Origin of the sequence: Methylomicrobium agile (assembly GCF_000733855.1) — a bacterium.
GTDB classification, from domain to species: Bacteria; Pseudomonadota; Gammaproteobacteria; order Methylococcales; family Methylomonadaceae; genus Methylomicrobium; species Methylomicrobium agile.
Genome location: NZ_JPOJ01000001.1, coordinates 2,834,298 through 2,847,763, shown reverse-complemented (window position 1 = coordinate 2,847,763; position 13,466 = coordinate 2,834,298). Strand labels below are relative to the sequence as shown.

Annotated in this window: 10 protein-coding genes and 1 pseudogene; 6 read left to right on the top strand and 5 right to left on the bottom strand. The window is 56.3% G+C overall.

What is annotated here, in order from left to right; translation table 11 throughout:
* Window positions 1-2 precede the first annotated feature (2 nt).
* Window positions 3-1,778: a TadG family pilus assembly protein gene (locus CC94_RS0113520; RefSeq protein WP_051911499.1), complete on the top strand. Its 1,776-nt coding sequence runs from the start codon at window positions 3-5 to the stop codon at window positions 1,776-1,778.
* A 186-nt stretch (window positions 1,779-1,964) separates the two neighbouring features.
* Here the strand turns inward: CC94_RS0113520 and CC94_RS0113515 are convergent, their stop codons facing one another.
* Window positions 1,965-3,080 (bottom strand): GGDEF domain-containing protein, encoded by a 1,116-nt coding sequence (locus CC94_RS0113515; RefSeq protein WP_031431253.1) that lies wholly within the window; start codon window positions 3,078-3,080, stop codon window positions 1,965-1,967.
* A 343-nt stretch (window positions 3,081-3,423) separates the two neighbouring features.
* Between CC94_RS0113515 and CC94_RS23795 the strand changes: the two genes are divergently transcribed.
* A complete protein-coding gene (locus tag CC94_RS23795) occupies window positions 3,424-3,636 on the top strand; it encodes a hypothetical protein (protein WP_157203437.1) in 213 nt (70 codons plus the stop codon).
* 152 nt (window positions 3,637-3,788) lie between these two features.
* Here the strand turns inward: CC94_RS23795 and CC94_RS0113505 are convergent, their stop codons facing one another.
* Window positions 3,789-4,505, bottom strand: a complete 717-nt coding sequence (locus tag CC94_RS0113505; RefSeq protein ID WP_031431252.1) for a YebC/PmpR family DNA-binding transcriptional regulator — start codon at window positions 4,503-4,505, stop codon at window positions 3,789-3,791.
* 313 nt (window positions 4,506-4,818) lie between these two features.
* Window positions 4,819-5,154: pseudogene (locus CC94_RS25520) on the bottom strand (IS701 family transposase); the annotation flags it as partial.
* A gap of 929 nt (window positions 5,155-6,083) precedes the next feature.
* Here CC94_RS25520 and CC94_RS0113495 point away from each other — a divergent pair.
* Window positions 6,084-7,613 carry a LamG domain-containing protein gene (locus CC94_RS0113495; RefSeq protein WP_084675350.1) on the top strand — a complete coding sequence of 510 codons (1,530 nt, stop codon included), beginning with the start codon at window positions 6,084-6,086 and terminating at the stop codon, window positions 7,611-7,613.
* Between the two features lie 200 nt (window positions 7,614-7,813).
* On the opposite strand, the gene CC94_RS0113490 is transcribed toward CC94_RS0113495, so the two are convergent.
* Window positions 7,814-8,770 (bottom strand): IS5 family transposase, encoded by a 957-nt coding sequence (locus CC94_RS0113490; protein WP_005369238.1) that lies wholly within the window; start codon window positions 8,768-8,770, stop codon window positions 7,814-7,816.
* 628 nt (window positions 8,771-9,398) lie between these two features.
* On the opposite strand from CC94_RS0113490, the gene CC94_RS0113480 reads away from it, so the two are divergent.
* Entirely contained in the window at window positions 9,399-10,250 is an 852-nt protein-coding gene (locus CC94_RS0113480) for a 5-bromo-4-chloroindolyl phosphate hydrolysis family protein (RefSeq protein ID WP_005370606.1), read from the top strand.
* 25 nt (window positions 10,251-10,275) lie between these two features.
* On the top strand, window positions 10,276-11,430 hold the full coding sequence (locus CC94_RS0113475; RefSeq protein ID WP_005370604.1) for a toxic anion resistance protein: 1,155 nt from the start codon (window positions 10,276-10,278) through the stop codon (window positions 11,428-11,430).
* A 70-nt stretch (window positions 11,431-11,500) separates the two neighbouring features.
* Here CC94_RS0113475 and CC94_RS0113470 read toward each other — a convergent pair whose 3' ends face one another.
* Complete coding sequence (locus CC94_RS0113470) at window positions 11,501-11,815, bottom strand: endonuclease domain-containing protein (protein WP_245549477.1); 315 nt, start codon at window positions 11,813-11,815, stop codon at window positions 11,501-11,503.
* A gap of 691 nt (window positions 11,816-12,506) precedes the next feature.
* Here CC94_RS0113470 and CC94_RS0113465 point away from each other — a divergent pair.
* Window positions 12,507-13,463 (top strand): IS5 family transposase, encoded by a 957-nt coding sequence (locus CC94_RS0113465; protein WP_005369880.1) that lies wholly within the window; start codon window positions 12,507-12,509, stop codon window positions 13,461-13,463.
* The last annotated feature ends 3 nt before the right edge of the window (window positions 13,464-13,466 follow it).

Genomic DNA, 13,466 nt, shown 5'->3' with positions numbered 1-13,466 from the left:
GCATGATCGAGGAGGTCGGCATGACAGTTGAAATCGATGCTTTGAAGCATGGAGAGCGGCGGCGCCGCCCGCCCATGAGATCGCCCGCCAGTCAACGCGGCGCGTTAGGCATTTTCGGAGCGATGGTGCTGCTTCTATCGGTGCTTTTTACGGCAGTGGCCGTGGACACCGGCCGCCTGATGCTGGAACAGCGGCACTTGCAATCCGTGGCGGACATGGCGGCGCTGGATGCCTCGTCCCAAGCTGGCAGTTGCGGCGACGGCGAGCTGTCCACGGCGCAAGCGGCGGCGCAAGCCAGCGCCGCGCGCAATGGTCATCCCGTGGGCGGCGTACGGACTTTGGCCGTGGCTTTGGGGAATGCCGCACCGGGGGCGGACGGCGTCAGGGTTTTTGCCGCGAGCCCTTCCGCAACCGCCACGTCCGTGCAGGTCACCGCCGGCAACACGGTGCCGGCAAGCCTGTTTGCCGGCGGATTGCTTGGCGGGCAGGCAACGCTACGGGCCGGAGCCGTGGCGAGACGGCAGGTAGCGGCCGGTTTCTCCGCGGGCAGTGGGCTGGTGTCGCTGGATACCCAGAAATCAGCTATTTTGAATTCGTTGCTTGGCGGGGTTCTCGGTTCGACCGTGGCTCTCAATCTGGTTTCCTATCAAGGTATTGCCGCGGCCAAGGTGAAGCTTGCCGATCTGGTGGACGCCGCGACCGGCATAGGCACCGTGGATGAGCTTCTGAAGGCCGATCTGAGTTTGAGCGAGCTATTGCAAATCTATGCGGACGCGCTGAATGCCAACACTGCGGCAAACGCCGAAGCGATCGCCGCAATGCAGACGTTGATCAATGCGAATATTTCCAATTTGTCGGCCAAACTCGGCGATATTCTGGCGGTAACGACAGACGGCCCGGAAAAAGCCGCCTCCGCCAGCGTCAATTTGCTCGATCTGATCACCACATCGGCTCTGGTCGCCAATGGTCAAAATGCGTTGACATTGTCTCCAGGACTGACATTGCTGGGACTGCATGTAAATACGGTATTGAAAGTGATTGAACCGCCGCAGATTGCCATTGGTCCGCCGGGGATGGACGAGGATGGCGAATGGCGCACCCAGATGAAGACCGCGCAGGTGAGACTGAATGCTGCCGTTCAGGGAGGGCCTTCGATAGCGCTGGACGTTGCAGTGGATCTCGCTTTAAAGGTCGAGGTGGCTCAGGGCCGGGCCTGGCTAAAAAGTATCCAATGCCGTAATCAGGAAGACTCCAGCTCCACCGTTACTATCGGCGCGCGACCCGGAATTGCCTCGATTGCCCTGGCAAAGGCCACAAACCCCAGCGCTTCCGCGGCGGCAATTAGAGTCAAGTTGTTAGGTATTCCCGTCGCCGATGTGGAAGTGGGTTTGGATTTACCTCTTGAGCCTCCGGGCGAGACCGATCTGGAGTATCGGGTTAATGCGGATAATCCGTTGCCGCAGCTTCAGACTGCATCAAGCAGCGTCGGCGGAAGTCTCGGTAATGGTCTCGGCGGCCTTGCCGACAGCCTGGAACTCAGAGTTATTCCGCTCTCATTAACCTCGCTTGATCGCCTTCTTCTGGGACCTTTGCTGAATGCGTTATTGGGCAGTTTGGTCGGCGACTTGCTGGGCCAGTTGCTTTCTCCTTTGCTAACCCAGCTGAGCGCCACGGTTCTCGATCCCCTGTTACACCTGTTGGGAATCGAGGTTGGTAAGCTGGATGTCCAATTATTTGAACTGGATATCGACGGCCAGCGCCCCGAGTTGTTGGTTTGAAAGTGCGTGGGTCGGGTTAGCGGTAGCGTAACCCGACATTTCGAAGCCGTGGTTTCGGGATTTTCTCGTTGCGCATGCGTTCCCACGCTGGAGCGTGGGAAAAAGGAAAAGGAAAGGAAGCGCGACTGCCTGGTCAATCATGTTGACGACTGACTGGGGCATGCTTGAGATGATGCGTATGGAGGACTACGCTTTCTCGTTTTCATCGAGGACTGGGTCATACCAGACCACCTTGTTGCGCCCGGTCGCTTTGGCGCGGTACAAAGCTTTGTCGGCGGTTCTTACCAGTTCGACCGCTTTCAGATTCTCCCTCGCATACAGCGTGACGCCGCCCATGCTGATAGTGACGCGGCCTAAAGTCGAATCCAGATGCGGAATACCCAGCTTTTCAACGGCGCCACGCATTAGCTCGCACAGTGCATAGGCATCATCCCGCGTCGTATGGCTGAGCACTATCACGAATTCTTCTCCGCCATAGCGGGCGACGAGATCGGTGGCTCGTCTCACCGACCGGGAAAGAGCCCGCGCCACTTGAGCCAGGCAGCGGTCGCCCTCCTGATGGCCGTAGCGATCGTTAAATTTTTTAAAGAAATCGACATCCACCATGATCAGCGATATCGGTTGCTCGGAGCGACGGGCGTGGAACCATTCTTGCTCCAGTCCGATGTCGAAACGACGGCGGTTGGCCAGATGAGTAAGCTCGTCTTCTTCGGCGGCGTTTTCGAGGCCGAAACGCGACAGCAAGCTTTCCAACAAATCCTTATGCAACAGGTGGGCGGAGTAGAACAGGCTGATCCCCATCAACAAGATGGGCGGGATTGCGTTCCGGCCAAGCTCTTGATCCGCCAAAGCCAGCACCGACACGAGCGGCACCAGCAATCCCAATAAAAAGGCGGCGTAAACTGGCAGCAGTGCGCTAAGCCGCGGCAGAGCCTCTGCCGCGATCACTCCAAGCATGAGGATGACGGCTAATTTCGTTGTAAGCGATAAATAAGGGAACAACAACGGCGTGAATCCAAAGCCTAATCCCGCGGCCCCCGCTGCGATTATATCGGAGGTAAGAGACCCTCCTTTCAAGGTATCTTTGCCGATATAGCGCAGGGTCAGGCGGCCCGCAAACCAATGCCAGATGCCGCCGAACATGGCGATGATGAACCATGTAAGAAAAATGGAACGCGGCGTTTCCAACCAAAGGTAAGCGGCGAGCAAAACGGTATATAGGCAATGGATGACAAAAACCGTCGTCGTACGCCTATAAAGGTGGCGATGTAATTGCGTGAAAAGTTGTACGGGATCCATCATGATGGTTTGCCTTGGCCTGGATATTTCACCACGAAGTCTGAATGATGTGTCAACACTTTTCCAGACACATGGTTAAGCCGTTTTATACAGCAACCCGTAGTCCACAGGTCAATGCCGTTAAGTTAAGCGCATTGCGGCATAATTAATCAGTTAACAGACTGAAATTACAGGATAAACCAATGAGGCCGACTTAGCGGTATTCATACCAGCATTCTCGCGGCGCTCGTGGCTTTTTTTTACTGTGTGCCTTCAAGGGCAGCTTACAAAGCCTCCTGGACGACCTGTTCGTCACGCTGGAGAGCCGGGTAGGTCGGGCAAAAGCTTCATCGTTGCCCGACGTTAGGTGGCAACCTTACTTCACTATTGCGACAACCTGAAGCCGCCACCCAATTTGCCCCCCGGCAATGTCGGGCACAAAAAGCGCGTCCGACCTACCCGGCTGAAGGAGTTCCGGAACGTGTTCGACGCCGCGCCGCCCTGGCTGGCCAAGGCGCTGGGAAAAAGTCCGGCGGAAAGGAAGCGCTTCGCGGTCGGCACGGGCCGGCGGCCGGCCTGATTAAACCGATGAAATCGGGTTCGGATAAAGGCAATCCCACGCCTAGAGTTCGAACACATCGGCGTGCTCAGGATTCCGGCCACCCTGGCCGGAACCTCGCTGTTTCTTACAACCGCCCTGCCTTACGAGGGGCAAGCGCGACAGGCCGAGCATCAATACTCGGCATCGTGATAAACGTTCTGCACGTCATCCAGATCGTTCAGCAAATCCAGAAACTTTTCGAACGTCGCGACATCCTCGCCGCCGATCGGCGTGCCGCCTTTCGGCACGAACTGAATTTCGTCGACCTCGAAATCGATCTCGCCCAGTAAATCGATCAAGGCTTGCTTGGCCTTGAAGTAATCGCCCTGCGGGGTGAAGACGGTCAGTTTGCCGTCCTCGTTTTCGATGTCGGCCACATCCACATCGGCGGACAGCAAGGCGTCGAGCACCGCATCCTCGTCGTCGTGCTTGAGCGCCAGAATCGCGACATGGTCGAACATGTGGCTGACCGTGCCGGGCGTGCCGATCTTGCATTTCGTTTTGGTGAAGCACTGGCGCACGTCGCCGAAGGTTCGGTTGGGGTTGTCGGTCAGGCAGTCGACGATCACCATGCAGCCGCCGGGGCCAAAGCCTTCGTAGCGCGCGGGGGCGAAATCCTCTCCGGCGCCGCCTCTCGCCTTGTCGATCGCTTTTTCGATCACGTGGGCAGGCACCTGGTCTTTCTTGGCCCGTTCGATCAATCCCCGCAATGCTAGGTTTCCGGCAGGGTCGCCGCCCCCGGACTTGGCGCGCACATAAATTTCGCGGCCGTACTTGCTGTACAGCTTCGTCTTGGCCCCGGCGGTTTTGGCCATGGACACTTTACGGTTTTGATAAGCTCTACCCATCGGGCTGCTGCTCCCTTGAAGACAAAAAAACGGGATTTTACAGGCAAGCATTCGCGAAGAAAACCGTTAGTTTGCGGCTCCGCTTTTCCGTCTTCCCGTAATCGGTCCGACGCTTCCGTGCGCCCGAAGGCGGAAACGGGCCGCCGCGGAAGACGGAGAGGCGACGGTTGCCGGAACGGCCGGCTCGTAAACGCCCCGAATTCATCAAGCCGTCACAATGGCATTCTATGCCTGGGAAATTTTCAAGCCCGAGGAATGCAATCCATGCTCGACGAATCCCTCTTGCGCCAACCGCACGCCGGCCTTGCCGGAATATTTCGCTGGTCCGTTTCTCCCGCCGCGTCTGAATGTCCCAAAACCGATAGGGCTTGCGAACCCGTTCGAAGGCGGCCGGAATCGATACGCCGCCGCTGTGATACAACGCATTGAGTAGGTTGATTCCCCGTACCGGATACCCTTGGCAAGGATCATAATGCCAACACATCACTTCGTTTCCGTCCGTCCAGGCTTTCCCTTGGATTGTGGCGCCGAAAATCAATACCCCGTTTTCCCGCTCCGCTAAAAAGCGCGCCACTCGATCATGGCTCACTTCGCCATCCAGCATGGCCGACATCCCGGTGGCCGTTGCCGCTCCAAACGTACTGATCAGATAAGCCGTGTATAGCTTTAATTCTGTTTTTTCATCTTCTTAGCATACAAGTTTAGGCCGGACTGCGTAACGCCCGTTATTACTATGAGTTTTCTGGAATAACAAGGGAATGTGGTATTGGATCATCCCCGAACGTAATAAAAAAGTAGATATGCAGGCCGATGTTATTTATCGGGAGATAATCTACTATTTTATGAAAAATATCTATAGTAGATAAGCGTGTGTTAAGAATTGTAGATTATGATCTTCTGCATCAGGTTGTAATGCAGGAGAATATTTGCAACCCAGCCTTTTGAAGCCGGCAGCCGGTGCCTTGTGCTGTATGGAAAACCATATAGATTACAGAAAATTAAACCATATACCCATCTTATAAAGATCTAAAAACTCTTCCTATTTATAAGGATCGCTGAATCGCCGGATTGGAAGTCGCCGCGGCTAAATTCAAAATTTCCGCAAGGCAGATTCGCCTGAAAAACGGCAAGACTGCCCCTAGGGATTTGGCTTCAAATCACTTGCCGGCCCAAGACCTGGCAGGTCTACCACCCCTACTAGGAAGTTAATATCGGCCAGATCCTAAAGGCGGTAATCCAAGATTTCCAGCCTGATTGGCTATTTTCCCGAGACCCTGAGGGGCTGCGGATTGAACGGCCGCGTTTACCCCGAAAGGAACTCTTCGAACCTAATTTTCAATTAGGAGGAGAATGTTTTACTCGAATATTCAAGATAATCAAACCGAAAGTTTGACCTCGCCTATAACCTATTGATTTTATCCGTGGCGGTTTTATCGCGGCCTTTTTAAGGCCCTGGGCCCGCCTTTGGCTAAAAATTCATCAATCTACGCCCGGCTTATACGATAAGCCGGGCATTCACCCTTAGTTATAACAATGAATACTTCTTTTATAACGGTACTTTCCGCGCGCGGACTTTTTATGCGCCATTTCTTACGGATACTCGCACCGCTTTCATTCAGCGGCAATTTATTCGCCGCCACCGTCAACCTTGCCTGGGATCCCAGCGAATCTCCCGCTGTGGAAGGTTATAAGGTTGCTTACGGGACCGGCAGCGGCAACTATACTTCGACGGTCGATGCCGGCAACAAGACCTCGCTCTCGGTTTCGGGGCTGAACGCAGGAACGCGCTATTTTTTTGCGGTAAAGGCCTATGATTCGGCCGGAACCACCGAAAGTGCTTATTCCAATGAACTCACGCTTGCAACGCCCGCTCCTCAGGCACTGCCAGCCGGGCCGGATCCTGGGGATGCGCCCGCTCCGGATGCAAAATCCGATGGAGAAACTTCGGGCGGAACTCAAGGCGGAGCATCTGGCGGAGCGACCGCCGGGCCTCTCGCCGATGCCGAAGGCGATGGACTCATGGCCGCTTTTGGTTTCGAGGAAGACAGCGGCAAGACCGTAGTGGACGCTTCGGGCAACGGCAACCATGGCACGATCAAGGGTGCCGTCCGAACTGACGACGGCCGCCATGGAAAAGCGTTGATGTTCGATGGCGTCAATGACTGGGTCACCGTCAAACATGACGCCTCTCTGGATATGTCAAACGGCCTGACGCTGGAAGCCTGGGTGTATCCGTTGTCGCAGTCCAAGGGCAACAACGCGGTCATATTGAAGCAGGCGCCCAGGGGTGAAGCCTATGCCCTTTACGCCGAAGAGGAGGACGATCTGCCTGCCTCTTATCTCAACGACGGCGATTACCATAGGGTCGCCGGCGCCAACCGCCTGCCAGCAGACACATGGAGCCATCTCGTCGCGACCTATGACGGCGCTAATCAGCGCTTGTACGTGAACGGCGTCGAAGTTGCCCAGAGCCCGCAGACCGCGATGATCCGGCAATCCAAAGGAAAGCTCCGGATCGGCGGCAACAGCCTGGGCAATGAATATTTCCACGGCTACATCGACGAGGTGCGTATTTATAACCGGGCCCTGACGCCGAACGAAGTCGTCGCCAACCGGGATACTGCGGTCGATACTTCGAATCCTCCGCAATTTGTGATGGGAGACAATACCCTGCAACCTTGGGTCGATTACCGTTCGCAGGGCACCGCCAAAGCGTTCCGGACCGTACCCGCCGAATCCGGCATCCTCACGCAAATCTGGGTGTATCTCGACGCCGGTTCGACCGCAACGAGGTTGAGCGCCGCAATCTATAGGGATCGGTCGAGGCATCCCGGGACCCGTATGGCCCAGGGCAAATTGAGCCACCTCACGGCCGGCGCCTGGAACGCGATACCGGTTTCCGCCGTGTCGGTAACCGCGGGCCGTCCGTACTGGATTGCACTGCTCGGAACGGAAGGGCAAGTGGCTTTCCGGGATCAGACGGGCGCTTCGACCGGCCTGATGGAAACCAGCGCCTCTAATAAAGAGCTGAAGAAATTGCCTTATAAATGGAAAGGTTCGGCAACGGAACAGAATGCGTCCATGTCTGTCTACGGCAAGGGGTATTGACCGGACGGCGGTCTGAGCGGACGGGGTTTGCGGCCCCGTCTGCCGTTTAGGAAGCTCTGAATAAGTGGTTTTTATAAGCGACACCGTGCGACATCCGTGGCACCTCGCCGAAAATGGGCAAATCCTTCCCGGCAGCGCCCGCTATCGGGGTGATTTCACTCAGTGTTCTCGGTTTTCCAGGGCGAAGGACAAAGGTCTCCCTAGGTCGGCTGCAGCGCCTGCCGAACGTGATAAAGATTGCCCAGGGCAAACAGCAAGTAGAGTTGTTGGGCATTCTTGAACAGCCCCCGGTAACGCACTTTGGTATAGCCGAACTGGCGCTTGACGATCCGGAACGGATGTTCGACCATGGCGCGTAACGGCGCCAGCATGTGGTTGTGAAGGGCTTGCTCTACCGGCAACTCCTCACCCTTCCCCCGCTTGAACGGAAAGGCCCAAACCGGCTCACCTTCCAGGCGATCCGCCGCCAGATTCCGGTCCTTGCGGGTATAGGCCCGATCGCCCAGCACGACCCGTTCCTCGCCGTGCAGCAACGCCTCCGTCATGACCCCATCCGCCACCTTGGCGGTGGTCATCTCCACAGTATGCACTAACCCCGACTCGGCATCGACCCCAATGTGCGCCTTCATCCCAAAGTGGTAATTGTTCCCTTTCTTGGTCGAACTCATCTCGGCATCCCGTTTGCGCGCCCGGTTCTTGGTGGACGGCGGGGCAGCGATTAATGTCGCATCGACGATCGTGCCTTGCCGTAGCAACAGGCCTTTTTCGGCCAACAGCGCCGCCGTTTCATCAAATAGGGTTTGTGCCAACTGATGGCGTTCCAGCAGATGCCGGAACTTGAGGATCGTGGTTTCATCCGGCAGGGCGTCCTCGCCCGCATCGAGCCCGGCAAACTCGCGCAGCAGCGGCATGTCGTGCAATACTTCCTCCATCGCCGGATCGGAATAGCCGAACCACTGCTGCATCAGGTGAATGCGCAACATCGTCGCCAAGGGAAAGGGGCGGCGGCCTCGGCCCGCTGTCGGGTAGTGCGGCGCTATCCGGCTCGTCCACAAACTCCAAGGCACTACCTGCTCCATCTCTTGGAGAAATTGCTGCCGCCGAGTCTGTTTCGGTTTCTTCACAAACAGTGGGGCACTGAGTCCGAGTTGCTTCATGGCGGGCACCTATCGAAAATGGCAAGCTGCGGATATTTTATCCCAGGCGTAGGACTTATTCAGAGTTTCCTTTAGTTAATGGCCGGTGGATAAGCGAAGCGCATCCACCAGATGGCCTGATGCCTTTCCGGACGTGCCGGACCCGCGAAGGCGCCCCAGCACGGACGGGATAGCCCGCCCCGCATCAGGCTGGCGTGCGCTCCGGACTTGAATATCCGGAACCGGCGTTAGAGCGTTTTCGTTCGGCTGTCCGGCCTGTGGAGCAAGGGCGAATGATTCGCCCGTTTCCGCGCTTTGAAAGCGAATGAATTCCCACACCCCCTATGAAAACGCGCTCAAAATTTAAAACCGATTTTCCGGCAGAAATCGAAACTCAGAGCACAGCGCTTGGTCATACAGTGGTCGCTACGGTGCTTTTCACTTGTTAGGCCGTTGCAAATACCGGAGACCCACTCACCGCTGACCGGAGTTATAAAACAATGCCCGGATTACTACGCAACCTGCTCGGCTTTATCATTTTGGTGGCAACGATCGGTCTTGCGACCTGCCAAGCGATGGTGAGGGCTGAGCCGTCCGTTCCGATTGCCGCATTCAAAGATTATCCTTCTCGCGGCCAACAGGCAAAATGATGAATCCCTCCGGCAAAACCCGGCGCTTTATCGAGGATCTGCTGCAGCGTTATTCTCCGCGCGGCTTGCTGCTCTATTTTCTGCCGATGGCATTGATTCCGGCGACGTTTATCGCGTTGGCAAAAGGCCATGTGCTGAATGTTTTAATCGATGCGGCCGGTTTCGCGTTGTATATGCTGGCTGCCGTGTGTTTGCGCCAAGGACTGCAGGCGGAATATGTTTACCATAAAAGCCGTATCGCCGGCCCGCCCAATCCGCCGTTGAAAACGATCGCCGCAGCGATTGCGGCGCTGGCGACCGGCATGGTCGCCTGGTTGGGCGCGGGACATTCGCTGCCGGCGGGGATGCTGTTCGCCAGCGGCGCGTTTCTGGGCATGTATTTGCGTTACGGCTTCGACCCGCGCGTGGAAAAGCGGAAAATCACGGCGGCCTACGGCTATTCCGGGGATGAAATCCGGCAGGCACTCGAAGACTCGTCGCGCGTCATCCGCGGTATCGAGCAGGCCAACGCCCGGATACGCAATGCCGAATTGAACCGGCGGATCGAACGGATCTGCGATATCGCCGATGATATTCTGGCGGATATCGCGGCCGACCCGCGCAATTTCCGAAGGGCGCGGAAATTTCTGAACGTCTACCTCGAAGGCGCCCGCCAAGTGAGCGAAGGTTATGCGGAAACCCACCGGCAGACCTCATCCGAAGCACTGGAACAGAATTTCCGCAACGTGCTGGAAACCATCGAATCGACCTTTCAGGAGCAGCATCAAAAACTGATGGAAGAAGACGCGTTCGATTTGGACGTCAAAATCGAAGTCTTGAATACGCAGATGAAACGGGAAGGGATCCGCTAATGACCTCATTTTCGGAGTATGGCTTATGAATAACCCCCAGGCTTCCGCGGCAAACGAATCAACAAGCGGCACCTCCGGAAGCGCCGCGTTCGACGAAATCGTGCCCGGCGTGACGGCCGAACCGGCGCCGCTTGCAAAGGCGCCGCCGGAGAAGCGGCAGCGCGTCAGGCAGTTGTTGAACGAAATCGAGGTCGGCAATACGAATTCGATCCTTTTCTTCGGCAGCAAGGCGCAGGAACAGTTGACGACGATTTCCGACCGGATGCTGGACGGCGTCAGGAACAAGGACACCGGGCCGGCCGGCGAAGACCTGAACGAAATGGTCGCGGCGCTGCGCGGCTTCGAGGTCGACAATCTGGACCCGAACAAGAAACAGGGAATTTTCGACAAGCTGCTGGGCCGGGCCAAACCGGTCGTCAAATTCCTGCAGCAATACGAAGAAGTGCGCAAGCAGATCGACAGGATCACCGACCGGCTGGAGCGGCACAAAACCGCCTTGCTGACCGACATCGTTTCGCTGGACAAACTCTATCGGGCCAATCTGGACTACTTTAACACGCTGGAGGATTACATTGCCGCCGGCGAAGAAAAACTGCGCCAGCTGGACGAGGGCGTGATTCCGGAACAGGCCAAAAAAGCCGAAAGCAGCGAACAGGTGATCGCCGCCCAAGCCCTGCGCGACCTGCGCGCGGCCCGCGACGATCTGGAGCGGCGCGTGCACGACCTGCGCCTGACCCGGCAGGTCGCGATGCAAAGTCTGCCCGGCATCCGCCTGGTGCAGGAAAACGACAAGGGCCTGGTCAACAAGATCAATTCGACGATCGTGAATACGGTGCCGCTCTGGCGCCAGCAACTGGCGACCGCGGTGACCCTCTACCGTTCCGCCGAGGCGGCCGAAACGGTCAAGGCCGCGGCCGACCTGACCAACGAACTGCTGGCCGCGAACGCCGAAAGCCTGAAGCAGGCGAACGCCGAAACCCGCAGGCAGCTGGAACGCGGCGTGTTCGATATCGAAACGGTCAGGAAAGCCAATCAGGCGCTGATCGCGACGATCGAGGAAAGCCTGCAGATCGCGGACCAGGGCAAAAAAATGCGCCGCGAAGCGGTCGCGCAGTTGGAGCAGTGCGAAGCCGACCTGCGCAAGACGCTGGCCGCGGCGTCGGCCGGGGAAGACGGTTAAAGGTTGTTACGCAGTGAAAGCCGCCTGATAAAATCCCCCCTGCCCCTTAAAAAGAGGAGCCTGGGGGGATTTAAAAATGCCCTACCCCCTTCAGAACTTCCCGAAAAACAACCTCCATCACCCCTTCAATATTTTTTAGCACCTCAACGTTCGTAAACCGCAGCACCGCCAATCCCTGGTTCTGCAGATACAGCGTCCGCTGCTGATCATAATACTGTTGCTCCGGTTCAAAATGCTGCCCGCCGTCCAACTCGATCACCAATTTCGCTTGGGGAGCGTAAAAATCCACAATGTAACCGCCTATCGGCTTCTGCCGATAAAACTGCACGCCCGAAATTTGTTTGCGCCGTACGCGCGACCACAGTATTTTCTCGGCATCGGTCATGTTGCTGCGCAAGCTGCGGGCTTTGAATTTAAGGTTCAGGTTGTAAGTCAGCATTGGAAATCCCCCCTGGCCCCCCTTTTTCAAAGGGGGTATGGTTTTGGTTTTGGTTTTGGTTTTGGTTTTGGTTTTGGTTTTGGTTTTGGTTTTGGTTTTGGTTTTGGTTTGGTTTTGGTTTTGGTCTTTACCGAAACTGACCCCTTTCTCGTTTTCAAAAGGAGTCTTGTCCCGGTCGTTATAAAGTTACCAATACCCATTTCTTTTCCCTTTTTTCGAAAAAGATATTGCCCTCATTAGTTGAAGTTAACAAGAACACTTTCGCTCTTTCTTCATTAAAGCGGAATATCGTCGTATGAATTTACCACTCCTGCGCTTTCCCCCGTTTGAAAAAGACACTTCTTCAATATCAACGCCAAAAACTTCAATGCACTGCCGCTTCCCCCCTTTGAAAAAGGGGGGTTAGGGGGGATTTTCAAAAACAAACCGCATCGAAATCATTTCGGAGTAGTTAAGGAAACCCTGAAGAAATCGCCTGTCCATAGTCTATCAATTCGCCACACGCTAATCGTCATCTTTATTCATCTGTATAGCACTTTTCGCGAAAGCGATAACAAGCTCTCTTAAGGAAACTCTGAATAAGTCCTACGCCTGGGATAAAATATCCGCAGCTTGCCATTTTCGATAGGTGCCCGCCATGAAGCAACTCGGACTCAGTGCCCCGCTGTTCGTGAAGAAACCGAAACAGACTCGGCGGCAGCAATTTCTCCAAGAGATGGAGCAGGTAGTGCCTTGGAGTTTGTGGGCGAGCCGGATAGCGCCGCACTACCCGACAGCGGGCCGAGGCCGCCGCCCCTTTCCCTTGGCGACGATGTTGCGCATTCACCTGATGCAGCAGTGGTTCGGCTATTCCGATCCGGCGATGGAGGAAGTATTGCACGACATGCCGCTGCTGCGCGAGTTTGCCGGGCTCGATGCGGGCGAGGACGCCCTGCCGGATGAAACCACGATCCTCAAGTTCCGGCATCTGCTGGAACGCCATCAGTTAGCACAAACCCTATTTGATGAAACGGCGGCGCTGTTGGCCGAAAAAGGCCTGTTGCTACGGCAAGGCACGATCGTCGATGCGACATTAATCGCTGCCCCGCCGTCCACCAAGAACCGGGCGCGCAAACGGGATGCCGAGATGAGTTCGACCAAGAAAGGGAACAATTACCACTTTGGGATGAAGGCGCACATTGGGGTCGATGCCGAGTCGGGGTTGGTGCATACTGTGGAGATGACCACCGCCAAGGTGGCGGATGGGGTCATGACGGAGGCGTTGCTGCACGGCGAGGAACGGGTCGTGCTGGGCGATCGGGCCTATACCCGCAAGGACCGGAATCTAGCGGCGGATCGCCTGGAAGGCGAGCCGGTTTGGGCCTTTCCGTTCAAGCGGGGGAAGGGTGAAGAGTTGCCGGTAGAGCAAGCCCTTCACAACCACATGCTGGCGCCGTTACGCGCCATGGTCGAACATCCGTTCCGGATCGTCAAGCGCCAGTTCGGCTATACCAAAGTGCGTTACCGGGGGCTGTTCAAGAATGCCCAACAACTCTACTTGCTGTTTGCCCTGGGCAATCTTTATCACGTTCGGCAGGCGCTGCAGCCGACCTAGGGA